Origin of the sequence: Rhodocytophaga aerolata, from assembly GCF_030503435.1 — a bacterium.
In the GTDB taxonomy this organism is placed as follows: Bacteria; Bacteroidota; Bacteroidia; order Cytophagales; family 172606-1; genus Rhodocytophaga; species Rhodocytophaga aerolata.
Window position 1 is genome coordinate 20,168 of the sequence record NZ_JAUKPO010000034.1, and the last position, 26,273, is coordinate 46,440.

Consider the following 26,273-nt stretch of genomic DNA (forward strand, 5'->3'; position numbering starts at 1 on the left):
GTTTAAATCTTTGATGCAGAGTTTATGAAGTGTTTGGGGCAGAAAGTGAAAGCTTACTTGTTTTAAAGAAAGGGCACTTAAAAAGCATACCCTAGGCTCAGTAAGAAAATACGGCTTTCTCTTTTAGCGTTGAACCGCTGACTAAAATCAGGGCCAAAGCTTTCTCCTGCAAAGCGGCGTGTGTTAAATATATCCTGAAGGGTAAGGCTAAGGCTCCCTTTTTCTTTCATGAATGTCCTTCTAAGGCTCACATCCAGGTAATACCTAGCCAAATCCCGGCCTTGTGCCTCAATTTCGGGTGCAGTATAGTTACCTGTTACTTGCAGGTCTATATCTAGCGGCAATTGAAAATCACTGGTAAGTTTAGCATTCCAGGATAGGCCGCTGTTGGTGAAATTACTGTTCAGGTTAGTGCCATCTACCCGGATCTGAAAGATCGCATAACTGGCATTGAAACTCCACCAGGGAAAAACCTCTGTTGTATTGATCAGTTCCAATCCATAGGTCATGCTGCTGTTCAGATTCGCTGGCTGTCCATAAGAAATGCCCTCTTCTACCCGTACAATGTAATCAACCTGGCCATTTACATGACGGAAGAACACATTGGAGGTAAGGTCTACCTTACCTATTTTCATAGTATGGCCTAGCTCTAAGGAGTTAATCAATTCAGGTTGAAGATCCGGATTTCCCTGCCGGATATTCAAGGAATCTGAAATGTCTGGAAAAGGATTTAATTGCCTGCCACCGGGTCTATCTATTCTCCGGCTGTAGGTGAACTTGATACTCTGCTTGTCAGTTGGATGGTAGACTGCCTGCAAACTGGGAAACAGATTTAGATACGATTGCTTGTTAGTTTCATTAGTATTATAGAGCTGTGTATTGACAAAGGTTTGTTCGGCACGGGTACCCACTGAGAGATCAACCTTATTAAAGCTGCGAGAGTAGATCATATAGGCTGCATATACCTGATCACTATAGCGGAAGCGGTTGCTTACCCCTGTCTGATTGACCCAGGTACCTGTGCCAGAATTAAGTATCTCATATAGATAATCATTGTCAAACGTACGAAAAATAGATTTAATCCCTGTTTCTAGGTTGCCATTAATCAAGGGGTGTACATAATCTGCCTGAGCAATAGCTGTCTGGCGCAGATCATCACTCAGGGAACGTTGCAGGCCTGAAGGTTCTGTGGAACCAGGTAGGGTGTTTTGAGAAAAAACATCGATGTTCTGATTTTCTACCTGGTCACGGTAAGAGTGGCTCACCAGGGCTCTCAGTTCTCTGAGCGGATTATCAAACAAGTGTTCATACACCAGGGCATTATCTAAGGTATAGTTATCTTCTGTTTCTCTATTAAAGCGGGAGTAATTCAGTAGAAGCTCACTTGAATTGCGGTCAAAAATCTGACTGGCATTGCTCTCTGTGTCTGCTTCTTTTTCCAGGTTCAGGGCTCCTTCATAACTTATTCTGTTCTTGCCGAATGTGTATCCTGCACCCAAGTTGATCGTATGTTCCAGGTCATTGCGTTCAGCATTCTGAAGCTGTTCCAGGCGTTGGTTATTCGTGAAGGTTTCACGAATAGTGGTAGCCTTACTAATACTGGGCCATCTGCGGAAGCTGTATCCTCCATAGATATTAAAATGATCTGTTGTATGGGTAAGCCGGAGTGAACTGTTCAGCCGGTAACGGGTGCCAGCTGTAATTTCGGCTTTGCCATTAGTGCCTAGTTGTTCTCCATCTTTAAGTTCAATATTAATCACTCCACCCGCTCCCTGGGCATCATATTTAGCATTGGGATTGGTAACAACTTTGATACTTTTTATGGCACTGGCCGGAATCTGTTCCAGGTCCGTAGCCAGTGCTGAATTACGGCCATTGATCAAAATATTGGTGGCATTACTACCTCGCAACGAAATGCTTCCATCCTGACTTACATTCACGGATGGGGTATTGCGTAATATATCTAACAAGTTACCTCCTACATTGGTAAGGGTTAAATCCGGCCGAATAGTGAGCCCCTCCACATCTGTCGAAAGGGCCTTTTGTGTAGCTTCTGCCTGTACCACTACTTCTTCTAACTGTTGAGTGGTAGGTGTAAGGACAATATTCCCTATGTTTTTATCGCCATTGCTTAAAACCACACCTTTCATTTTCTTCTTCTGATATCCTACAAAAACTACCGCTATGTCGTAGCTGCCTGGTTGTAGTTCAATCGAAAATTCTCCATTCTCTCCTGTTACACCTCCTGTCAGGGGTTTCTTCTTGGTGGACTGATAAACAGCTACTTGTGCAAAGGAAACAGGTTCACTGGAGCTTTTATCGATGACTTTTCCGCTTAGCTGAAAAGTGGATTGGCTGAAGGCTGGAGTAGCTATACAAATGGCAGCAAATAGATAAATAAGTAGTTCCTTCCGCATGATCTCTCTTCTTTATGAGGTGTGTCCTTAAATAAGGGGATATTAAGGGTTACGCAAAAGGGAAACAGAATGTTAGTAGATTTTATATATTGAGTGATTAGATCACCCCCTTTGCAAACTAAAAAAAATCTAGCTATTAAATTTCGCCTTCTTTTTATACCCCATTATTTAGGGCAGGTCATGAGCACCACTCACCTGATATTTTGACACAAGGAAGAGAGGTTTGGTTACGTCCAGAGATTTTTAGCTGGTTATTTTTGTTTGCCAGTTTTTAACGGATAAATTCCTATGCCCCACGAAGTAAATAACTTTGTGGGCAGCCTTAAGCACAATCCTCCGCGGAGAAGTGCGAAAACTGCCGTTTTTAGGAGGAATCAAAAGAAGCAAAACAGACACTAGTAAACACCTGAACTTTGGATAGCTTCTGTATACAAATATATTTTTTAACCTGCCACTTTTGTCATAGCTTTATGATCAGATAGCATAATTGTTATGAGTGCTATCCTGTCTACAAGCGATTAGTTGAATTTACTCAAACTCCTTTCAATACCTCCTCCCTGCTACTTTCCTTATCTGTAGAAAGCGCTCTGGCTTCAATAAAAATACGCTTGATGTCAGGGTGCTTAGCACGGATCATCTTTTCAATACGCTCTACTCCCTGCTCTACTTCTATGGCCGATATTCCCTTGCGGAAATTGACATCTAAGGCCAGAAACACTTCATTGGGGCCAAAATGCATAGTAAGTGGAGGCCGGGCAGCCTGGATAGCAGCATCGGCATTCACAAGCCTTTCAATGCTTTCAAGCACCTTGGGATCTGCTCCTTCTCCAATAAGCAGGCCTTTACTTTCGTAGGCTAAAAATATAGCGATGCCTGAAAGGATCACGCCAATCAAAAGGGAGGCGACTCCATCCAGATAAGGGTTATTCAGTTGATGGCCTAAGAAAACACCTAACCCGGCTATCATAAGTCCAAGCAAGGCTGCTGTATCTTCAAAGATAACAGCAAAATTAGCCGGGTCTTTACTCCCTCTGATATCTTTCCAAAAGCTCCTTCCTGCCCTGGTTGCATTGAAATTTTTGAGGGCTAAATATAGCGCGATGCTTTCAAACACCATCGCTAAGCCAAGTACTACATAGTTCCAGGTCGGATCTGTGAGGGGATTAGGATTTCGGATATGAGCAATACCTTCATAAAACGACATACCTCCTCCAATAGAAAAGATCAGAATAGCCACAATCAGCGACCAGAAATAAAGTTCTTTGCCATGGCCAAATGGATGATTGGCATCAGGCAGCTTTTTGCTTTTACGAATCCCTAAGAGCAGCAACAGTCCATTTCCTGTATCTACCAGAGAGTGAATGCCTTCTGAGATCATCGCAGAACTTCCGGTAAAAGCGGCTGCTACAAATTTAGCGATCGCAATTAAAAGATTAGCTCCGATAGCAGCGTAAATAGCTACCTTGGAAGAATTAGCATTGGCCATAGGAGTTTTATTTATTTAGTTGACAGAAAATTATTTTAATCATTTACCTCTACGCTCTCATCCCCTAACACATCTTGTATATAGACCATTTTAATGAGAACCAGTAAAACTACCATAATAGGTGTCGCTAATATGAGTCCCATAACCCCGGTGAATACCCCCATCAATACCTGTGAGATAATAACTAGGGCCGGAGGAATTTCTACCATCTTCTTTTCCACAAACGGGGTAAGCACATTACTTTCTACTGCCTGAATGCCCATATATAAAGCTACTACATAGAAAGCTTGACTTGGGCCTTCCACGAGTGCTATAAGGGCAGCCGGAATCAGGGCGATGATAGGTCCAAAATTGGGAATAAAAGATAAAAGACCGGCAAGCACTCCTAAAGCAAGGGCCATCGGAATACCAAGCAAAGATAGACCAATAGCTGTCAGAATACCCACCATTACCATTGAAAATAATTTCCCTAGTATCCACTTAAATAACGTGGCTCCTGTTTTATGGATCACCTCTCCGGCCCTTGCTCTTTTGTCTTGTGGAAAGAGCTTTACTATTCCTTGTGTGTAAAGAGCAGGTTGAGCTGTAAAGAAAATGCCGATAAATAGGATTACATATATATCTGCCAGAACACCAAAAGTAGAAGAGAATACACCAAAGCCTTTTTTCAGCAGGCTGCCTTGGTTCTCCTGTAAAGTCTGCCGGTCAGGAATCTGATCTGTGAGCCTGTTACCCCAGGGAGTATCTTCTAGTTGTCCTTTGAATTTATCATACGCTTTTGGTAATTCTTCACTTAAGGTAGTTGCTTGCTCGGACACTTGTGGAGCGAGCAGAAAATAAGCCAGCACAAAAAAGCCAATAAAACCGGCCAGAACGATAGCCAAAGACCAGCCTTGAGGTATAGGAATCCAGCTGCTTAGTGCAGAAGATGCACCCCTGAACAAAACGGCTATCAGGCTTCCTGCCAGTATCAAGAGCACTACATGGAAAGCATAGCCGATCAGCAGAATTATTAAAATAAAAATCAAGGCAATGCCAACGCCAATCATCACACGCTTAGGAAAGCTATAGGAGGAGTGAGAAGAAGGTTTATAGCGGAAATCATTCATAAGCAGCACAACAGATTGGTAGATAAGGATGAAAGAAGATAGTTCTAAGAAAAAGGCCTTATCTAGGATGAGAAAATCGTATCCTATTGATCTACTCCATTTACTACGAATAGGTTACAAATTACTTGCTCGCTGCTATTTGAGTGGCTGCTTATATATGGCCAACAGTAAACTCAACATCTGCAAGTATATATATCCAGCAAGTATATTAGTGTATTTGTAACACTAAAGAGTACATAGCCGTACAGGAAAATGTAGCGTATACTTTTAGAAACTTATTTTACTAAATTAACGGAGCCATGAAAAATTTATCATTCTTTAGTTTAATCCTTATTTTACTCCTTTCGCTTAGCCTAAGTAGTTGTGCTGTGGTAGGAGATATATTTGAAGCCGGTATGTGGGTGGGAATCATCGGTGTGGTCATTGTGATCGCTTTGGTCATCTGGCTATTAAAGAAACTGTTCTAGCATCTTTTATCGATTGCTAATTTTATGTCAACCTTTATGCTCAAGTATAGAGTTTAGAATGCTGAGTAAAGAATACACAGCCATTTGCCCTAGCTTATTCTTCCTTTACAATAGAAAAGATAATGAGAAGGTTTGAATATTTTACTCCATCAAATTACTCTTCAACTAGATAACCAAACCTGACCATGATAATGCGGTTTTCCCGCTTGTTTGTCCATGTTTGCCTGAAGCTCTCACCTATCGTTGTGCCACTCCACTTTAGGGTATTGAACATATTGCAGATATTCAAGATAACTGTCCTTTTTCTCCTAGTATTTTCCTGCAATCTTAGATCTACATAATAGCGTTCCGGGGAATTGCCTTGTGCATTGGCACTAGGTGCGGTATAATTAGCAATAGGCTTTAGAGTAAAATAATAGAGCAAAGTAAAATCCGAAACTACAGCACCTCCTACCGGTGCCTATTGAAGCCTACTAATAATGTTTGTCCTAATAGAAATGTTTATCGTAATAGGATAGGAAACATCATGTAGGTTTTACCACCTTAAGAAAAGGTTCATCTATGCGTATTTTTACATATTGCCTGAGTGTATTTTGCATCTTTGCTACAGGATTACCTTTAATCCATTCAGGTTATTGGTGGATCCGGATTTTTGACTATCCCAGGGCTCAGATAGCAATAGTTTGCCTTATTACTCTCACCCTTTATTACTTTTATGTTGGCATAAGAAAAAAATGGCAAAGCCTATGGTTTGTATTGCTGCTGGTAGCCCTTGCTTATCAACTCCTTCTTATCAGCAAGTATACGCCTCTTTTCCCAGTGCAGGCCAAAAAGGGGAAAGGGGCAAGTGAGCAACAAATTTTCACGATTATGGAGGCTAACATTCGCATGCAGAACGAGCAAACTGGCAAATTCTTACAGCTAGTCTATGCTTATAAACCCGACATCTTGGTGATCAATGAGCCCAATGCCTGGTGGGCAGAAGAATTAGCACCTTTAAATAAGATGTACGCTTATTCACTTAAAAAACCTCTTGAAAACACGTATGGTATGATGCTGTATTCTAACTTACCCTTGAAAGATACAGAGATCAATTTTCTGGTGGAGAAGGGCATTCCTTCCATGTATGCCAGGGTGCTGCTGCCCACAGGTGAGGATTTTGATTTACATTGCCTGCACCCTAAACCTCCAAAGCCAGGGTCCCCTACGTATGAGCGGGATACAGAAATATTGTTAGTGGGTAAAAGGATAAAGCAGTCAGACAGGCCTGCTATTGTGGTGGGTGATTTAAATGATGTAGCCTGGTCGTATACTTCAGAACTCTTCCAGCGCTACAGCGGCCTGGTAGATCCCAGAGAAGGTAGAGGATTGTATAATACATACAGTGTCTTTGTTCCGCTTTTCCGCTATCCGCTGGATCATTTCTTTTATTCTGCTCATTTTGGCCTGCTTACCCTGCACAGGCTGGAAAGTATTGGCTCTGATCATTTTCCTATGCTAATTAGTCTAAGTTATGAACCCACTCAGGATCATGCTAAAGACTTACCAGAGGTAGACATGGAGGATAAAAAAAGCGTGGAAAAAAAGATTAAAAAAGGTATGTAGCGGCAATTTGTTTCAATGGATATGCAGCCATTTCTTCGTCTTTGGGATTGCCTTTGCCGGGAAATGCTTTTTCACCTGATTGTTCAGCTTCTTGTTCCCAGCGGCGGAGCATACTTAGGTTAATGCCCAGATCCCTAGCTACTCCACTCTTGTTTTTACTCTCTGCAGCTAGTCTTACAGCTTCTTCTTTAAATTCTTTGGAATACTGCTTTCTTTGGTCCATTGTTGACATCTGTTTAAAGTAATTTACTCTTTTTTAGATGTCCTTTTCAATGAGGCAAGTCCAATTTATATTTGCTGCAGTTGCCACAACGATAAAGATTTAGATCCATAAAAGGTAGCGTTCGTTAGCAAACGAAATACAACCATTATTGTAATTTTTTAACATTTTAATGTATACCCTTGTTGCTGTCGTTAGTATTTATTCCTTCTTTGAGATTATTGTGCAATGTCTGCCTGGCTTTACATTTTTCTATATAATGAACTACTTCTCCTATTTTTTAAAGTTCACACCGTCCTCAACCGAAATAGAAATATTGAACTCTGTTTCCAGTTCCAGTACCCATTCCATGGTATCCAAAGAATCTAAACCTAAATCTTCTTTCAGACGGGATTCTACATGAATCTCCTCTTCTTTGATTCCAAAAACATGATTTGTAATATATTTTATTTCTTGTTCTACATTTCTCATAACTTTCTAATTGACATATCTGATTTTAAGTCATTGAACTTCTTCAGCAATTTCCCTCTCACAGAATTAGTTATAACAATAGTATTTCTTTTAAGACCTACAAAGCAAATATTGCATGGCTATGGATTAGTAGAGCAGTACTCTACTTTTTGTGAGTTGATTTTTTGCTATCTGTTTACTTTTGCCTCAGGACTCTGGTTAAGCACAGGTTTTTTCACTTAATAAATTTTTACTTTGGCTCTTCGCTGTTTATTCCGTAAGAATGCTTCTGCTTATAAATCCACCTTACAGCTGGTAGTATATTATCAAAAGCCATCATCTGCCAGTGTATATCTTTGTGCAAACAAACATTATCCTCTGCATACAAGTAGTCATCAAGACAAACTCTTGGAATAATCAATGCTGCATAGTGCAGATAACGATTTGCTGAACTGCTAATCAAGCTCTGATCTATCAAGCTTAAGGTATGGAGCATATCATGATCCTGATAGTTACAGAATGAAAAGTTCAGAATCAGATCAGAGTATCTGCTCCATTCAAGTTCAGACAATACCATTTCAATGTACATTTGTACCTGCGCTTCCTGTTTTATGTCCAATGGTAAACTGCAATATAGCCATTGGTTAATTTGATCAGTATAGATATTGTGCGCATATTTCGAGTAAGAGATCGATAGGTTATTCATAAATTGTACAATTACACTGGCCGATAATTTATTACACTTTTGTACTTGGTTCAAGAGTATAACACCAATCACTTATTGGTGCCTTCCCAACCAACAAGTAGCTTTGCCTTAAATGCTATGGAACAATCACAGGATGAAATCAGATATATGATATAAAAAAGGGTTGACTTTGCCAGATAGTTGATTGAAAGTATAACTTTGTTAGAAGTTTTGTATTTATTTCAGTCTCCCTATTTATCTATTGAATACGATTCAATTTACCAAAGAATGTATATGTGGGAAAGGTGGATAATACGTTTTTTTGAAATTCAGTATTTTCCACGGTTTATGTTTGCCTAGGCATGAGTTTATTCTGTGTAACAGTGCCGACTGAATCTGAAAGCAAGCTGTAGAGCCAAGAGTGTAATCAGCCCACTGCATGAAACCAGGTATCTGATTAGATTTATCTACTTTCTTTAGTTTTAGGAATACGGATTTGTCTATTTTATTAATCCTTGATGTATCGCATACCGAACGAGAGTGGCTGAGTTAGTTGATCCCGTTTTCTCTAGCAGCTTCTGCCGGTAGCCTTCTATGGTGCGACGGCCAACGAAGAGTATATCGCTCATCTGCTTATTGGTATAACCCTGGGCTATCAACTGCAGCACCTTTAACTCCCTAGGAGTGATTTCATCTGGCAGATGTTCGGCTGGAATGATCGGAAAAGAAGCTTGAGGATTCGTATTTGACCTTCGTCTTGTAAGCGAGGAAGTAGATTGCAGGAAGCTGATAAGCATTTTGGTTACATCTGTACTGAAGTATTCCTCTCCTTGATAAAGTACGTGTATGGCATGCAAAATTTCTTTATAACCCGCCGTTTTGAGCACATAGCCATGTGCATCTGCTTCCACAGCCTCCAGCAGAACCTGCTCCTTATCTAACATGGTGAGCAGAAGTATTTTTACACTTGGAAAGTTCACCCTGATGTAGCGGGTAGCTTCCAATCCGTTCATTTCCGGCATATTAATATCCATCAGCACTACATCTACTTCCCGGCCTTCCAGAAAAGCTATGGCTTCTTTGCCTGTGGCCGCCTGCCCTTCTATTGTTAGATTTTTATCGGGAGATAAAACAGATATTAATCCATCGCGTACTATCTGATGGTCATCGACTAGAAGTATTTTAATCATTTTTATGTAGGTTTGTTTAGGTCAATAAAATCATAAATCTGCTAGGGGTATTTTTAAAAAATAGTGTTTAACTTAGGCTACCACTTTGCTTGTAACATCCCTATTATCAAAATAGCAGACAACATTTTGATAATGGTATAGGTTAAGGTGAACAGGCTTTCTATAGAGCTAATCAAATTAAGCAGCTACTCGAATCATTGCATGTTTTTTTGAAGGGTAAAGCAAAAAATAGCATAATCGATGTACCATTTATATGCTGTTAACTTGCAACTAACTTTTTTGATTAATTTCCTAAAGCAACTGGAAACACTGCTATAAATCCATAAGATTAATCATTAAGTCATTTGATTCTTCTCATGATGGAAGCTTAGCTATTACTGAAATTGTGTCTGATTAACTGTGCAAAGGCTAGGTTGAGGAAAAATTTCTTAGACACTCTACTACTGATTGCTTTACCTGTGCCAACAAGCAGTATCTATTTTAGCTGCTTTAGCTACTATGCCAGTACAAACTAGCATAGAAAAAGTAGATGGCAGGATGAATCATTCAAGTTGAACAGGCACCATAATACGAACCAACGTACCTATTCCAGTTGAAGGCCGGGTAATAAAAAAACTACCGTTTAAAAGTTCAACCCGGTCTTTAATAACGGCAAGTCCCATCCCATCTTTTTTCTCCCCGGTATTGGTAATACCTTTGCCATTATCTTCAACCTCCAATAAGAGTTGATTGTCTTTTTTTTGGAGCAGTATCCTAGCCTGGGTAGCTTGCGAATGTTTTACCAAATTATTAATCAGTTCTTGACATATGCGGTAAAAGCCTAATTCCAAGTAAGGAACCAGCCTCCCAAACAATCCCTCTACCTGACAGTGGATATGTAGAGAAACCCCTTCATATTTCCGGCACAAATCATCAAGAGCTGCCACTAGGCCAAAGTCCTTGAGTAAAACCGGAACCAGTTCATGAGATACCTTGCGGGTCTGCTCGATTGCTTCGATGAGCAGTTTTTCAGTGGTTTGAAGCGCTTGTTGCGCTGCTTCATTTTGCTGGGGCACTAACTGGGCTACCCGCTCCAGATTCAGCTTTGTGGCATAGAGAATTTGCCCTACTCCGTTGTGCAACGATTCTGAAATTCGTCTGCGTTCTTCTTCCTGGGCAACCAGAATGGCGTGTAAGAGTTGCTGCTGGCCTTTGAGCCGAAATTGGATGTATTCTTCTTCCAGGTGTTTACGCCTGGTAATATCCTGGCTGGTGATAATCAGCCCGTCATAGAGTTTAACAGCCGACACGGAAAACCACTTATCCTGCCCGGCAAAGAAATAGCGAATTTCCCTGTTAAGGGGTTTTCCGATTTCCACCACATTAATGTAGTCATCAAATAATCCATCCGTTTTCAGGTTGGGATACTGCTGCAAAAACTGTTTTTCCACAATATTCTCTTGATTTCCCTGGTGGTGAGCCTGTTGGTTTACCAATAAGAACTCAAAATCTACGATCTGCTGGTTTTGGTTGCGTACCGCCCTACCTACAAGAATACCTATTGGAGAGACATCAAAGACTGCCTGCAACAATTCCTGGCTTTCCCGGACTTGCACTTCCGCTTCTCTAATAGCAGTAATATCCAAGTCCACCCCCAGCATCGTATTTGATTTGCCCGGTCCGTTTTTAACCGGGCCTGCCTTGATCTTGAGGGCAAGTATTTTATCTTTCACTTTGATTCGCAGGTATTCCTCAAAGGGCTTGGGCTTTCCCCGTAAGATTTTAACCAGTTTTTCGGCAATAGGCAAGTCGTCCTCAACAACATAATCCAGATAGGTTTCAGGGCTTACCTCAAGGCCGGATTGCATTCCAAACAGGCGGTACATCCCTTCTGACCAGCGTAACTGGCCAGTGGTACTGTCAGATTCCCAACTGCCCATTCGGGCGACTTCTTCCGCCTGGCGGAGAATCTGATAATTGATTATTTTTTCTTCCTCTGCTTTTTTTCGTCTAGTAATATCTTCCATACTTACCACGAGTCCATCACCTAGTTTAACAGCCTGTATGCAGAACCATCCTCGTATACCTTCCCCTTCATAAAATTGCTCAAAGTCCACAGAGTGGCCAGTTTCAACCACTTTCTTCAATTTATCCAGTATACCCGAAGTTCTTGCTCCAGGGTAAAGTTCACCATAGCGTGAGCCTACCAAGTTTCTTGCGGCAAACTTTTCCAAACCCGGATTGGCCAGCCGGTAAGTAAAATCAATAATTTCTCCTGTCTCATTGCGAACGCTGCTAAAAACTGCAATATGGGTGATCAACGCATCAAAAACAGCTTGCAGCAAATCTCTACTTTCTTTGAGGGCTTGCTCGGCTTGCCTCAAATGGGTAATGTCCTGCACCATTCCGTTGCTGATGGAAGGATGCCCTTTAAGATCTTTTTGAAAGTAACCGGTATTTAATATATGGTGAACTTCACCACTATCGTGCACCACCCGGTATTCCATTCGGAAGTCTTTTGCTTCCGTTATACAGTGCTGTGCGTGGGCAATTACCTTCTCCCGGTCCGCTGGGTGGATCCTCTCTAGCCATCCTTGAGCAGTCCGGGCCTCTGCTTCTCTGGCAAAACCGATAATGGCTTTGCCTTTTTCATCCCAATGAGCAGTACCCGTTTGCAGATTCCAACGTCCCATCCCGGCATTGGAACTTTCCAGGATCAGCTGTATGGTTTGATGGGATCGTATAATTTCCTCTATACCCTTTTGTTGATCAATAGAATCTTCTACTTTATGAATAATATAAAGGATTTCGCTCTGCTCATCTAATACAGGCGTGTTGATCAATTGCCAGTATTTATCTTCCTTATCACTATCAGCCTGTTGCACCATGGATAGTTGGTAGTGCTGCTGAACCATCCTATGTGGCTTTTTGGTAGAAAGCACCTGCTGGAAGGAAGCTTTCAAATAAAGAAAGGCTTTAGTTTTGCTTTGGGTAAAATTATCAGCAATAAGCTCCAGGAAGTTGCGGCCCACAATCTTTTCCCTGTCAGTGGAGATAGCGGCCAGATACAGATCTGAGGCAGTGAGGATAATAAGATCCGGGGAAAGAATGAGGTACAAATCGGGCACTTTTTCAAAGATTTTCCTTATTTCCCCCGGCAGACTGGTAGGTCTCTTCATAGGCTGAAAATAGGTTTTACCGTGGAACGTGTCTTTTTGTATACGAATAGAAAGCGTTATAAGACGAAAAATAGCCTGCTAAATATTTAAAAATTAGTGGATATTAAATATTTATAATTCTCCACCTGAAAGGCTATCACGGCATCTACAGTAGTCAAGGCGTTGCCTTGCAGATCTGTCAGGCTCAGATACACTTCTTGTGTACCACTTATGCCTATCTCTGATGGAATAGTAAGAGAAACAATCAGCATATGTAGCTTCTTAGCTATGGCTGTTTCCTTATCATTTCCTTTGATTGCTACTACCTGAAAACTGTCCCCTGTCAACCTGTTTCTGGGAACCATTGTCTGCAAATGCTCATATTTAGCATCCCATAACCATGGCAAGAGTGCCTCCGTAGGATGAAAAGAGCAAATAATTTGCAAGTTAGTTATATGTTTCAAAGATTCTTTAGTAGTTAGCCGGCTCATGACACCGGGAGAATAAATCCATACAAATTTTTTAAACCTGCCTACTCCTTTTGAGAAAATCAATTTTCACCGATCCATGGGGTTACATCTTCATCTTTAAAACTGTTTCAAAAACTGGGAGACTTACAGGTTAGTTTACAATCAGATACTTTTCCAAATACATGAGGTATCTGCATATTGACTAGGGCCACTGAAAATGATGGTATTGTGAAAAGAGAAAAATACAGCTAAAGCCTGCATTAAAGGCAGTGGTGAACACTAACGACTTTGGGCTTGGTCACCTGCTTTAGCAAAATCCCTTTTTCCTTTATCTACCTGTACGGCAAATTCTTTCGGCCTAATCTGCTTTCCCAACTTACGGGCATACACTTGGGTGAATTCTGCACCCAAGAAAAAAATCAGGCTGCTATAGGTAAACCAGATGAGAATAAGAATAATGCTGCCTGCCGCTCCGTAGGTAGCACCAGGGTTGCTTTGCCCCAACAACAAACCGATAAAGAACTTACCCAATCCAAACAGCAAAGCACTTATAAAAGAACCCACCAGCACATCTTTCCAGCGGATAATAATGTCTGGCAGGAATTTAAAAATAGCGGCAAACAATGCCGTGGTAATACATAAGCTGATGAGTTCATTTGTTAGTTGAAAAACATACACACTGCTTACACCAAATAAGTTACTGATGGTACCGCTAAATGCAGCAATCAATGAGGTAAGCACTAGAGAAAGCAGCAATAAAAAGCTGATGGCCAGCATCAGTCCATAAGAAAAGGCACGGTCTTTAATTAGTTTCAGCCAGGCTCTTTGTGGCTGGGCTTCTACACCCCAGATGCTATTCAAACTAATTTTGAGATGAAAGAAAAGATTGCTGGCAGAAAAGAGAATGATCGCAAGGCCAGCTATGGTAGCTATGGTAGATGATTTGCTTTCGTAAGCATTTTGTATCATGGTTTGTAATTGATTTGCCCCTTGTTCGCCTATCAACTCATTGGCTTGCTTATAGATTTCTCCTTTTACCAGCTCTTCTCCGACCAGATATCCTGTGACTGTAACCACAATTAGCAATAATCCTGGTAGAGAAAAAACAGCATAGTAAGCTACTACTGCACTCAGGCGGAAAGGGTCAGACTTATTCCAGTTAACAAACGTTTCTTTGATGATTGCCCAAATCAGCTTTATCTTCTGGAAAACTTTCATACTATCCCTTACGGGAGGCATGGCGTAGGGTTCATAAATTTGAGATAAAGGATGGAGTATTCTATTTCCGTCAGTTTACAAATCATACAATTGCCGCTATAGTTGTATGGAAGGCAAAAACATTGGTATGGGAGTAAAACTATTTTAAATGCATATTTTACGGAGGTTCATAAAAAGGCAATCATATTAACTGATCCTTTTTTGGTTTCAAATATTCCCCCCTTTCTTGTAACCAAAAAGTGATATAGTTCATAACAAATAGATTTTCTTCTCTGCCGCTGTCCGAAAATAAAGAGGCCAGACAAAAAACTCTGAATTAACGGTTGTACACCCATTTTATCCCTAAACCATATTTATTGCTTGGCGGCTTTATAGACTTATGCCTTGACAGAAATAAAGCAAACTTTTTGAAGACTCCTTGTATTCGCTTTTAACCCTTCCTCAGAGGAGAGCGACTTTGAGAGCTTATTGCTTAAAATACAATTTAAATGTTGTGCCTTTACCCACGTTGCTTTCTACCTCAATATGGCCTCCTGCCTCATGGATAATTCTTTGAGTCAGATACAGCCCTATGCCCTGGCCTTCTACCTGCTCATTCAGGCGTTTGTAGAGCGTAAAAATAGAGGCGATTTTGTTCTCCTCCATACCCATTCCATTATCCTCAACACATAAGAGAATAAATCCTGAGAGCATTTTGGTGCGGATTACAATCCGGGGCGCCCGCTCCAAAGATTTGTATTTGATAGCATTGGTAATTAAGTTGTAGAGAATACTGCGCAAGTTCTTTTTAGCGAAGTGGATATGGAGCACCTCAAACTCTGATTCTATTTTCGTTTGGGTGTCCGATAGCTGCGTTCCGATACTAAGTTTAATTTCTTCTACTAACTCTTCAAAGTTGATTTCTTCTCCTTCCTGTAACCCCTCATGATCTATTTTCCCAATCACCGATAATTCCCTGATCAGTGCTCTGAATTTAGCAATGGCCTTATCAATCATCCTATAGAACTCTTCTGCCTCCGGGTTGAGTTGATCATTTTTTATATGTATAAGCTCAATTAAGCCTTGAATATGGGCTATGGGGCCTAACAGGTCATGAGAGGCAGAGTAAACAAAGGTATCTAACTCCTCATTGATGCGCAGTAAATGCTTGTTGCGCTCCTCGAGTTCTTTTTGCAAACGCTTAAGCTCTGTGATCTCATAAAAGGTAAGGATGGCTCCATCAATTTTAGTATCCCGTTGCCGAATATAGGGCATGGTCATCACCTGGTAGCATTTATGGCCTGATTGCACTTCCTTGACAATAATGCCTCCCTCAGCTATGACCTTTGTCATATCTTCCCGAAAAGTTTCAAATTTAATATTGGTGGTGATATCATCGAGTGGCCTTCCAATATCCCTTTCCTGTAAGTTGATCAAATCGACCATGGAAGGAGAGAACTTTTTTACCTTTAACTCCCTATCTACAAATAATTGTCCGTTTACGTTGCTTCGAAAGTAATTATTCAAATCATCATTTAACTCAGTGAGTTCCTTAATTTTTCCCTGAAATTCACTATTCACGTTTTGCAATTCTTCATTCACCGATTGCAGTTCCTCATTGGAACTTTGCATTTCCTCGTTGGTACTCTGCATTTCTTCATTAGCGGACAAGAGTTCTTCATTAAAAGAAAGCATATTCTCCTCCATGGCTTCAAGTTTTTCCTGGGTAGCTTGCAGTTGCTCCTTGGTAGTTTTAAGTTCTTCTTCCAGGCTCTCCACATATTCACGTGTCTGCAAAGAGGCATCCACCCCCTTCTCTCCAGGTTGGCTGTTAGGCTCGTTTACCTGACTGTTTTCACGAAACAGCACCAGCAGAAGCCTCTTTCCATTATGGCGATCGCTAAAGGGTTTTACCAGCACATCTATTGTTTTCCCTTCCTGGGAAGCTTTCTTATGCTTAGTTTTAATGGGCTTACTTCTAATGCCTACGTTTTGCCCGGATTTTACTGCCCGTTGAAGGGCTGCCCGCACTGGCAGGGCAAGCGTTTGGGGCAGGAGCTCTAAGAGATTGAAATTAAATACTTTGGGTAACAGATATTGGGTTAATTCTCCAAAGGAATCCACCACTTGCAGATTTTCATCCACGCATACACCGGCCCCTCCATATTCACTTATCAATATTTCACTCAAGACCTCCCCAAGAGCAGGTTTGCCGACGGGCACCTCTACTCCTTTTGCTGAAGGTAAGGATAAGAGTTTTCCTTGTTCAAGACTAGGGAGAGAAAAAGTATCAAAGCGAATGGGACGCACATGCTCTTTTTTTTTATATATTTTCCACTTGCGGCTGATTTCTTCCATATGCGCGTGGAGCAGCGTAGTGTTTTCGCTTGCTCCTAAAAATAAGAAACCTCCTTTTTTGAGGCCAAAATGCAACATGGAAAATATTTTTTCCTGTAAATCCTTGTTCATATAAATAAGCAGATTCCGGCAAGAGATCAGATCCATATTGGCATAAGGCGGATTTTTTCCTAAGTTATGGGGGGCAAAAATGAGCATTTTGCGAAGCTCTGGTTTTATGCGGTAAGTTTGATCCTGGTGGATGAAATACCTATCCAGTCTTTTTTTAAGCACTTCACCGGCAATACTTTCCGGATAGACTCCTTTGGAAGCTACGGCCAGGGCGGTTTTATCAAGATCAGTAGCAAAAATTTTAACTTCTTTTTTCTTTTTTGTTTGATCCAGGTGTTCCTGTACCAGTATGGCTATAGAATAGGCCTCTTCACCAGTTGCACAGCCGGCAACCCATATTTTTACTTCCTCCTCTCCATTCATTATGGCTGGAATTACATCCCGTTCAAGGAGCTCAAAGGCTTCCCGGTCCCTAAAGAAGGAAGTCACACTAATTAAAAAATCCTGTGCCAGGGCTTCTAACTCGATCGGATTGTTTGAAAGCATTTGCAGGTACGCCTTGGAATCACTCACCCCATGATGGGCCATTCGTTTTCGAATTCTTCGAAAGATGGTCGCCCGTTTGTAGTCTGAAAAATCAAGCGGCAATTTGCTCTTGAGCAGATCTAAAACAGCAATCAGGGTAGACTCATCTTTTTTGTCTGGCCGGGTGGGAGAAACAGCAGGATTCAATGGGGTATGCTGATGCAGTTGGTGCACATAGGCCTGTATGCGCATGGGCATCTCTTCAGGCGATAGAACCCAATCTGCCATGCCTGTGGCAAGGGCTTGTGTAGGCATAGAGTCATAACTAGCCCTCTTCGGATCTTGTACAATGACTAGCCCGCCGGCATTTTTAATGGCTTTCACGCCTTCGCTGCCATCACTGCCCATACCCGAAAGAATGATCCCAATCGCTTTATCAGCCTGATCGTTTGCTAAAGCATTAAAAAAAGTATTGATCGTTTGGTGTGGTCCTTTTTTTCCTGCTTTACTTGTTAGATACAAGGTTCCATTCTGAAGGGTCATAAATTGCTTGTTGGGGATCACATAGATTTTATTAGGTTCTACCACCATTCCGTTTTCTGCAAGCGCAATATCGAGCTTACTATGCTTCTCAAGTAATTGCGTTAGCCTGCTCTGATGATGGGGAGACAAATGCTGTATAATAATATAAGAAGCCTTATCAAGGGGAGTATGGTCAAAAAAAGTATAGATGGCTTCAATACCACCTGCCGATGCACCTATGGCGATAATATGTTGGGGAGAAGAATGGGTAACCATACCAGGATAGCTTGTTAAAAGTATAGGTAAATAAGTGCAATAGGATTAGAAAAATTAGCCTTCAGTCACATGGTCTTGGAAAGTAGCCGCCCCTTCTACTAGTTTATACTCTAGCTACACAGCAGGTTACTCACAACAAGCTACCAGATATGAAAGCGTATACTTCTCATCTTTCTGCTTTTAATAAAAGTATAAAGAAGCAATGAAAGATGGCTACTTTTTAATCAGCTAAATTAATCAGCTAAACTAACAAAATATACAATTAAGCGCGAATAGTAAAGCGTAAGCCAGCTTAGGGAGGATACCTCTAAATAAAACTCTTCTTTTACAACTATCCGGTAGACAAATTACGTAAAAGAGAATAATACAGTCTACGTATAAATACCTATTTAGTTTTAATCAGTATTTATACTGTTTAAAACTAATAGCTGACTTTTCTTGTATCTTTGAGATGATCCTTATTAGACCACCTATGAACTATTATTCTAAAGTTAACAATTTACTTTACAGGCACTTAACAGATAAGTGCTCAACTGATGAACAGCAAATTCATCTGCAGCAATGCATTTGCTTAGTTGCCGGATTCAGAGAGAGAATTAAGGGTTATTCTAAAGAGGATTTAATGCTGTTAAAAAAATCTATACGAGCCTATCTGACCATTGAACAAGATGCGCTGATTCATAAAGATTATCTTCATCAGATTGAAAGCCAATTGAAAAGCATGTCAAGCTAAAAGGGGGCGGTGCAGAAAAAGATTTTTAAGTACCTAGCAATTTACCTGTAAGGGTGTAGAAAAGAAGGTCAAAGGGAAAAATAACAGAAAGCAATTCAACTTATTTGCGCATCTATTGCTTGGTAGGTAAAGTTTTCTTCATTCCCTGATGCATCAAGCTTTTCTGCTGTTTTCGCTTTTATAAAGGAACCGGGTTTAAACAAGAAAACGAATGATTCACGCTTGTACCCTGCCCCAAAGTAGCATAGCCGAGCAAAAAATGATTTCTTTATTAATAAAGAAAGAGAAAGAGGGTTTCGACTTACTCTACGATACATACAGTGCCAGCCTATATCTTATCAGTTTAACCATAACAGGCGATGAGACAATGGCATCGCAGGTGTTGGAAAACACATTTATTTTTATCTGGAATAACATAGACGCTTACGACTCTTCTAAAGGCAGATTTGGTATATGGCTGGTCTGGATTGTAAAACAAGAAGCTTTTAAAAGGACGAATTTGCCATAAGCTGATCATGTGTAAGCTAGCCTTAAACGGTTTGGATGATTCCAACATTGGCTAATACAGGTAAGGCAAGTCTTATAAACCTTCCTTTCCCCTTGCATGCATTATTTTCACATAGAAGAGAAAGGAAAAAGCTAGCACGCAGCAGGGTTAGAACCATACTTGCTACACAAGCAGAAAGATATAATTAATAGCAACAATTTTTTATGCTTTAGATCGGAAAAAAATATCTCTTGTTCCTTTCTTCAGCAAACACCGCAGAACTATTCGGAAACATGTAACCTATACCTCATGCCCTTCTGTTGAAAGATGCATTTTCAAAGCACTAAGAGGTATAACGTTTTATTTACATATTATATGGCAATAGTTTTTTTATTAATCATTCACTGGTACAGTTCCCTTTTTTTTCAATCTGTTTTTCACCATCGCTATGCAGCTCATGGGATGTTTACGATGTCCAGAGCTTGGGAAAAGGCTTTTTACATCGGCTGCTATCTCACGCAGGGTTCCTCTTACATAAGTGCCTATGCCTATGGTATCATGCACCGATTGCATCATGCGCATACAGATACAAGCGAGGATCCTCACTCTCCGGGCAACTCAAGCAATGTATTTACTATGATGTGGCAAACCCGTAACAACTATTTTGATATCTTCACCGGGAAAACCAACGTAGAACAAAAATATACCGTTGGACTACCTAAGTGGGAGGCTTTTGATAAAATTGCCCATAGTCCCCTTTCCAGACTTGCCTGGTGCGGCTTCTATATCTTTTTATATTATCTATTGGCTACCCAATGGTGGATGTTCCTGTTATTGCCGCTTCATTTTGGGATGGGTGCTATTCAGGGAGCGGTAGTTAACTGGTTAGCGCATGTGGTTGGCTATGTCAACTTTCAGGTTAATAACACATCTAAAAACCTTATCCCGGTAGATTTTATATTTTGGGGAGAAGCCTATCATAATAACCATCATAAACATCCTTCCAGGCCTAATAACTCTGTTAAGTGGTTTGAAGTGGATACCGGATACTTGGCGATGAAAATACTACATCAACTCAAGATCATTAAATTAAGGACACAGAAAAGCCACAGGCTTAAAGTCTAGATAGGTAGGCCATAGAGGAACAAAAGGCATAAGCCAGTAACGTAAACAGATGAGCATCTATACTTTTTGATAGAGTAACAGGCACAATTAGATGCGTAATACTCACCATGAGTTCATACACAAGGTAGCCTGTGAAAAGAATTTTTAAATAGGTGGATACTTCATCTGGCTCTCTGATGCTTTGAGGCGTAGCGCAAAAGGAGTAAGAAGGGCTAAAAATATATGCACTCTCAAAATCCATAAATTATCAATACCTCCTCCCCTATACATATAGGATTTTAGAATAGTCCTCAAACTATAAGGATAGGCTGCCCCATTACCCAACACAGAGTAGCCTACATACAAAAAGGAAAAGTAGAAGGTTAAAAAGATCCAGGAGGGAACCGTTAGTTTTACTAAGCGTTTTTGATAGAATTCTTTTATATTCAAAGGGCGTTTTTTATAGATTTTGGATATAGATAGTGCCGAAGCTACGATTAACAAGGGTGTTCCAAACTTTCTAAGCTGAAAAAGCCAATCCGGTGGTTGGGCATGCGCCAGCATGATGATCAACAAGCCTATGAACCGCATCAGGTCAAGACTGCTGTCCAGGTGTTTTAGCCTAGTTTTATTTAGGCAGAGGGGTGAGTAAGTACAGAAGACATGAACAATCTGAAAAATAAAGATAAGAAATTAGAGAATTCTGTTAGTAACTTGAACTATATAAACGCTTAGTGAGTGTTGTCATTATAGATTGATCAATAAAAGATTGAACAATGGATCTTCTTTCCTAAGGAAAAGCTATGGAAGGCAGTAAAGTTTGACAGGCGGAATGAGCCTGAAAGTAAATCGCATTCTCAAGCCTACATTCTTTTAAGATAGTCCATTCACTGTAGAATTTTGTTACTACAAAAAGGTATTGCTAGGTTAATTGCATCTTGGAAAAATATCTCCTGACACAGTATAGTTTTCAGTCTCTTCTATTAGAATCAAATCCGATTTCTGCTTATTTATAGATGTAGATTTCCCTAGCCTGAATATTTGAAAAATTAGGCTTTTTTCAAGACCAATCGATACGCCATTCATCAACCCTTGACACCAATCTGACGTTTTACAAAGTGACTCTCTTTTTGTAAATCAATTGGGTAGATTTTCTTATCTGTTTTTTTAATGTTTTTCGGTTCTTCCGCCTGAAGACCTCTATACTGCTTATACTCTAACAACAGCTGCACAGTCTTTACCTACATTAAAATTTTGAAAGCAGGTGGGCTAATTCAAAGGCGGTATAATGCCTTTAACTAACATTTGGAGAAAATATATGGAGCAACTACTTGTTTTTCTTATTCTAGGTATAGCACTGGTACTCTTTGCCTGGGAGAAAATACGTTATGATCTGGTTGCTTTTATTGCCCTAGGTGCGCTGGTTTTGTTTGGGTTAGTGCCAACTGAGCAGGCGTTTGTAGGCTTTGCTCATCCTGCCGTAATTACGGTGGCTGCCGTTCTTATTATCAGTAGAGCACTGCAGTACTCAGGACTGGTGGACGAGATAGGAAGGGTAGTATCTAAAGTCAGCACCAATTCGTTAGTCCAGATAATTATACTTTCGCTCATCGTTGCCATAGCTTCCGCGTTTATCAACAACATTGGCGCTTTAGCCATTATTATGCCGGTTGCCATTCAACTGGCTCGCAAAAGCCGCACCCCCCCTTCTTCTATTTTAATGCCCATCGCTTTTGCCTCTATACTTGGAGGGATGATGACCCTTATCGGAACACCCCCCAATATTATCATTGCCACCTTCAGACAGGACATGAGCGGGGAGGCTTTTGGTATGTTTGACTTTGCCCCTGTTGGAACGATACTTACTTTCATAGGTCTGCTTTTCATTACACTTATTGGATGGAGGCTACTTCCTAAAAGGCAAACGGCAGGATCGGCTAACAGGCTGTTTCAAATTGATAACTATATTACTGAGCTAAAGCTTACTGCCAGCAGCAAGCTGAATGGAAAGAGAATTAACCAAATGAATCAGATAGCCCACTCAGAAGTGCTGGCTTTGGGTATCATTAGGCACGGAGTTAGACTACATGCTCCTTCTCCCTTTGTAGAGCTGATGGAAAACGATATTTTAATTTTGGAAGCCGATACAGATAGCTTAAAAGCCTTTATTGACAATACAGCTACAGTACTTGTAGGCGGTAAAGAAATGCACCAGCAAGCAGCAGGATCAAAAGATATTCATATGATGGAGGCTATTGTAATGGGGGACTCTCCCATAATTGGTAAAACAGCCGTGGATATCCATTTACGTTCTCAATACAATATCAATCTTCTGGCGATAGCCAGACGTGAACAACAGATCTGGCAAAGAATCGGAAGGATTAGTTTTAAAACAGGTGATGTACTTTTGTTGCAAGGAAGAAGCAGCAACTTAACAGGTGCCATCAATGATTTACATTGCCTTCCTCTGGCTCAAAGAGACTTATCTATGGGTAAGCCAAGAAAAGTTTTTCTTTCGTTAAGTATTTTCATGCTGGCCATTATCGCTGTTGTAACGGGACTGCTACCGGTGCAAATAGCCTTTAGTATAGCAGCACTCTTATTCATACTATTAAATATACTTCCTCTGCGTGAAATGTATACAAGCGTAGACTGGCCGATGATAGCCTTACTCGCTGCTATGATTCCAGTAGGTGAGGCCTTTGAGACATCCGGTGCAGCTCAGGTGCTCACAGACCGGATTCTCCATATAGGCACAGATGGTCCTGTTTGGATGGTCCTGGCCATGGTGATGATGGTTACAATAGGATTATCCAATATTATCAACAATGCAGCAACGGTTGTACTCATGGCTCCAATTGGTATACGTATCTCCGGTCAATTACAGGTTTCGCCAGACCCTTTTCTGATGGCTATTGCTGTTGGTGCCTCCTGCGCATTTCTTACTCCAATCGGGCATCAGTCTAATACGCTGGTTATGGGGCCGGGCGGGTATAAGTTCAGCGATTACTGGCGAATGGGCTTACCCCTAACACTCCTTATGATCCTGCTGGGAATCCCGCTTATACTCTTCTTCTGGCCCTTCTGAGTGAAACTTGTAGTATTCTCTGTAACTTAAAAAAGGAAAGGCTGGCTCAAATTTTTACGGTATGCTCATATTTATTAAAGAAAGCTATCCGAAGGCTATATGAGCTATTGGTATACATTAGATAAAAACTATCAAATCTTTGGTAAGTAAGCTGCCTTTACCGGATAGCTTCTATCTGCAGGGAGTCGTGGCCGTAAATATCTTTTCTGAAATTGATCCTTCCTTGCTCATCCACAAAAGCGGTCAGGTACATAAACTGTATGGGCATGGGCTGTGGCAATCTTACTCTTTTAGGGCTATCTGAGTGCATATACTCATAAATGTTCTGCTCGTTCACTTCTGGCTCATCTTCCAGCAAGAGCAAAGCGAAATCTACAGGTTTCTCTACCCGCACACATCCGTGGCTATAGGCCCGTGTTTTTTTATCAAAAAGATGTTCGGAAGGCGTATCGTGCAGGTAAATAGCCAGGTCATTGGGAAACATAAACTTTACTTGCCCCATCGGATTTCCAGGCCCAGGCTGCTGTTCCAAACGGTAATGAAAATCCCTGCTACTTATTGTGCTCCAATCAATCTCATAAGGATCTATAGGGGTATCTTCCTCTCTCCATGTCTCATGTAGCAAAAAGTTATTCTGAGTCAGGTAAACAGAATCTTTTTGAAGAATGGGTAAAATTTCTTCTCTTGCAATACTCAAGGGTACAGTCCAGGTAGGGCTAAATTCTATATATTGGATCTGATCTCTGAAAACAGGTGTCGACGTATATTCTTTCCCTACTACTACCTTCATCTCTAACACCTGATGCCCACTTTCTATAACTGTGGCTCGATACGCTGGAATGTTTACCATTACGTATTTTTCGCCTAAGGTATCTGGCAACCAGCGGAGCCGCTCCAGGTTAATACGGATTTTTTCTATTCTTTTTTCAACCGGTGTGTTCAATAAAGCAAGGGTACTCTTTCCAACCAGGCCATCTGCTAGTAGCCCGTTTCTTTGCTGGAAACGCTTTACGGCTTCTTCTATCCCTTCATTAAAAACAGGTAGCGAATCTTTTATAGCAATGGAAAGATCATTGGTGAGTGCCAGCCTTTTCTTGAGTAATACCACCCTTTCACCTTCATCACCCCTCTTAAGTATATGACCGGAAGGTATAACAGGCCATCCGCCTTTACCGGCTATATCCTGAAAGCGGGCAAGCCAGTCTTTGAGTTGTGCATATTGTGGATAGGTAGGTACTACCTTTTGTAAAGCTTCAGACAGGTTGTTTTCCGCTAAGGCTTCTTCCAGGATAGGCGCCAGGTTACGCTTTCGCGGTTCTGCCCGCCAGGTAATATCAAACTGGTCGGGATCTACTTTTCCTGATAGTAAATGAGATGCATAGGTGAAGAAACTGGCCGACATCTGCAGATCGAATTTTGCCAGTTCAGACAGCTCTGTGGAATCCGGATTACTTCTATGGGAAAGTATGCCAGAAATTTTATCTTTTGCCTTCCGCAGTTGCTCCAGATGATAGTCATAGATTAATCCTTCTTTAGGTGCAGCCTTTAAAGCTGAAAGCAGTGAATCAGCCTGCGGTAGTAAGCCCTTTTGATCTATCCATGCCGGCTGGCAATTATGTTTCTTGTAATAATCGGCAAAGGATACTTTGACATAGTTACGCACATTCCCGCTAAGTAAGTACTGCTCCACATTTGATGTATCGAGTGCTGAGCAGATTAACTCTTGTAGCTCTGGTAGCTCTGTTATATAAGCTCTCTTGCCATCAGGGTGTTCATCTGTATAACGCAGGTCCGCTTCATCTGTAGAGGCATCATCCCGATTGAGGTTATCTTTACTGCTTGCTTGCTTACTACCTATTAGCCAAAAGGTAAGGGCTACAATCATTACTAAGCTTACAGATAGTATGGTAATAAGTGTTTGTTTGGGTAGTTTTTGTAAATTCATCCTTTCTCCTCCACCTAACCCTGAAATAGGCTTTTATAAACAGTGCATTTCTATTGATAGCTTACGTCTTTCTATTAGGACAAGTTATCTATGCGTTTTTTTAACAGGGATCAGAATGTTTTTTCATGTATGGATAGGCTCTTATCGAAAAGCCATCAAGAAGCTTAAAACTTGGAAGAGCAAAGGTAACATAGAATAGAATAGAGCTTTGGCAGCACGTTATCAACCCAAGGACTACTGATGTATACTAGTCACCTGGAAGATATTTTTGTTTCATACTTTTATCTAAACCGCGAAGTTGAAAAGCAGGTAGATAGCCGCAAGCTACAGAATTATTTTTTGGCCACTGCTAACTTACCTCCTACAGAGTTTATTCTGTATACGTGTATTGACCTATTTCACGCCATTGAACATTACTTCATAATGGATGAGTAGTTTACGAATTGAACATTCTTTTATGAGATTTTTTTATAGGATATATTACCTTTCTGCAAGTAAGTGTATCCGGACGTTGAAACTGTAATTAGCTAATAGCTGGTAGGCGGTGAGATCTCTAAAAGCCTCTATTCCTGGCGGAGCTGCTCCCCTTTCTTAAATCTATAAAATGGTATATGTTCCCTTTACTCAATCTTAATTAGGAAAGGGTATTTCGATGTTAGGTGGCCTACCCTACAAGGCACCGTTCTGGCAGAACAATCCTTATCTATTGCAGACTCCCCTAGAAAAACAGGTTATTGAATCTTTCGAGCAA

The 26,273-nt window shown here is 40.8% G+C and carries 18 protein-coding genes and 1 pseudogene; 5 read left to right on the forward strand and 14 right to left on the reverse strand.

Annotation, left to right across the window (positions count from 1 at the left end; all coding sequences use genetic code 11):
* Positions 1-77 precede the first annotated feature (77 nt).
* The 4 genes from Q0590_RS30575 to Q0590_RS30590 form a co-directional block, all read right to left on the reverse strand.
* On the reverse strand, positions 78-2,417 hold the full coding sequence (locus Q0590_RS30575) for a TonB-dependent receptor (RefSeq protein ID WP_302041459.1): 2,340 nt from the start codon (positions 2,415-2,417) through the stop codon (positions 78-80).
* 532 nt (positions 2,418-2,949) lie between these two features.
* Entirely contained in the window at positions 2,950-3,903 is a 954-nt protein-coding gene (locus Q0590_RS30580) for a cation diffusion facilitator family transporter (protein WP_302041460.1), read from the reverse strand.
* Positions 3,904-3,938: 35 nt separating this feature from the next.
* The gene (locus Q0590_RS30585; RefSeq protein ID WP_302041461.1) at positions 3,939-5,012 is read right to left on the reverse strand and encodes an AI-2E family transporter; all 1,074 of its coding nucleotides are present in this window, start codon (positions 5,010-5,012) and stop codon (positions 3,939-3,941) included.
* 621 nt (positions 5,013-5,633) lie between these two features.
* Positions 5,634-5,903 (reverse strand): outer membrane beta-barrel protein, encoded by a 270-nt coding sequence (locus Q0590_RS30590; protein WP_302041462.1) that lies wholly within the window; start codon positions 5,901-5,903, stop codon positions 5,634-5,636.
* 137 nt (positions 5,904-6,040) lie between these two features.
* On the opposite strand from Q0590_RS30590, the gene Q0590_RS30595 reads away from it, so the two are divergent.
* Complete coding sequence (locus tag Q0590_RS30595) at positions 6,041-7,084, forward strand: endonuclease/exonuclease/phosphatase family protein (RefSeq protein ID WP_302041463.1); 1,044 nt, start codon at positions 6,041-6,043, stop codon at positions 7,082-7,084.
* Positions 7,085-7,091: 7 nt separating this feature from the next.
* Here Q0590_RS30595 and Q0590_RS30600 read toward each other — a convergent pair.
* The 8 genes and pseudogenes from Q0590_RS30600 to Q0590_RS30635 form a co-directional block, all read right to left on the reverse strand.
* A pseudogene (locus tag Q0590_RS30600) lies at positions 7,092-7,307 on the reverse strand (transposase); the annotation flags it as partial.
* Between the two features lie 270 nt (positions 7,308-7,577).
* Positions 7,578-7,775, reverse strand: coding sequence for an acyl carrier protein (locus Q0590_RS30605; RefSeq protein ID WP_302041465.1), 198 nt, complete (start codon positions 7,773-7,775; stop codon positions 7,578-7,580).
* A 229-nt stretch (positions 7,776-8,004) separates the two neighbouring features.
* The gene (locus tag Q0590_RS30610; RefSeq protein ID WP_302041466.1) at positions 8,005-8,373 is read right to left on the reverse strand and encodes a hypothetical protein; all 369 of its coding nucleotides are present in this window, start codon (positions 8,371-8,373) and stop codon (positions 8,005-8,007) included.
* 566 nt (positions 8,374-8,939) lie between these two features.
* Entirely contained in the window at positions 8,940-9,629 is a 690-nt protein-coding gene (locus Q0590_RS30615) for a response regulator transcription factor (RefSeq protein WP_302041467.1), read from the reverse strand.
* Positions 9,630-10,171: 542 nt separating this feature from the next.
* Entirely contained in the window at positions 10,172-12,787 is a 2,616-nt protein-coding gene (locus Q0590_RS30620) for a PAS domain-containing protein (protein ID WP_302041468.1), read from the reverse strand.
* 86 nt (positions 12,788-12,873) lie between these two features.
* On the reverse strand, positions 12,874-13,257 hold the full coding sequence (locus tag Q0590_RS30625) for a hypothetical protein (protein WP_302041469.1): 384 nt from the start codon (positions 13,255-13,257) through the stop codon (positions 12,874-12,876).
* 258 nt (positions 13,258-13,515) lie between these two features.
* On the reverse strand, positions 13,516-14,475 hold the full coding sequence (locus Q0590_RS30630; RefSeq protein ID WP_302041470.1) for a YihY/virulence factor BrkB family protein: 960 nt from the start codon (positions 14,473-14,475) through the stop codon (positions 13,516-13,518).
* A 444-nt stretch (positions 14,476-14,919) separates the two neighbouring features.
* A complete protein-coding gene (locus tag Q0590_RS30635) occupies positions 14,920-18,165 on the reverse strand; it encodes a chemotaxis protein CheB (RefSeq protein WP_302041471.1) in 3,246 nt (1,081 codons plus the stop codon).
* 472 nt (positions 18,166-18,637) lie between these two features.
* On the opposite strand from Q0590_RS30635, the gene Q0590_RS30640 reads away from it, so the two are divergent.
* The 3 genes from Q0590_RS30640 to Q0590_RS30650 all read left to right on the forward strand — a co-directional run bounded on the left by Q0590_RS30640 (position 18,638) and on the right by Q0590_RS30650 (position 20,510).
* Complete coding sequence (locus Q0590_RS30640; protein WP_302041472.1) at positions 18,638-18,898, forward strand: hypothetical protein; 261 nt, start codon at positions 18,638-18,640, stop codon at positions 18,896-18,898.
* 211 nt (positions 18,899-19,109) lie between these two features.
* Positions 19,110-19,406, forward strand: coding sequence for a sigma factor (locus tag Q0590_RS30645; RefSeq protein ID WP_302041473.1), 297 nt, complete (start codon positions 19,110-19,112; stop codon positions 19,404-19,406).
* Between the two features lie 354 nt (positions 19,407-19,760).
* Entirely contained in the window at positions 19,761-20,510 is a 750-nt protein-coding gene (locus Q0590_RS30650; protein ID WP_302041474.1) for an acyl-CoA desaturase, read from the forward strand.
* A 144-nt stretch (positions 20,511-20,654) separates the two neighbouring features.
* Here Q0590_RS30650 and Q0590_RS30655 read toward each other — a convergent pair whose 3' ends face one another.
* On the reverse strand, positions 20,655-21,176 hold the full coding sequence (locus Q0590_RS30655; RefSeq protein ID WP_366970549.1) for an acyltransferase family protein: 522 nt from the start codon (positions 21,174-21,176) through the stop codon (positions 20,655-20,657).
* Positions 21,177-21,807: 631 nt separating this feature from the next.
* Between Q0590_RS30655 and Q0590_RS30660 the strand changes: the two genes are divergently transcribed.
* Positions 21,808-23,577: an SLC13 family permease gene (locus Q0590_RS30660; protein ID WP_302041476.1), complete on the forward strand. Its 1,770-nt coding sequence runs from the start codon at positions 21,808-21,810 to the stop codon at positions 23,575-23,577.
* A 157-nt stretch (positions 23,578-23,734) separates the two neighbouring features.
* On the opposite strand, the gene Q0590_RS30665 is transcribed toward Q0590_RS30660, so the two are convergent.
* On the reverse strand, positions 23,735-25,522 hold the full coding sequence (locus Q0590_RS30665; protein ID WP_302041477.1) for a L,D-transpeptidase family protein: 1,788 nt from the start codon (positions 25,520-25,522) through the stop codon (positions 23,735-23,737).
* Positions 25,523-26,273 lie beyond the last annotated feature (751 nt).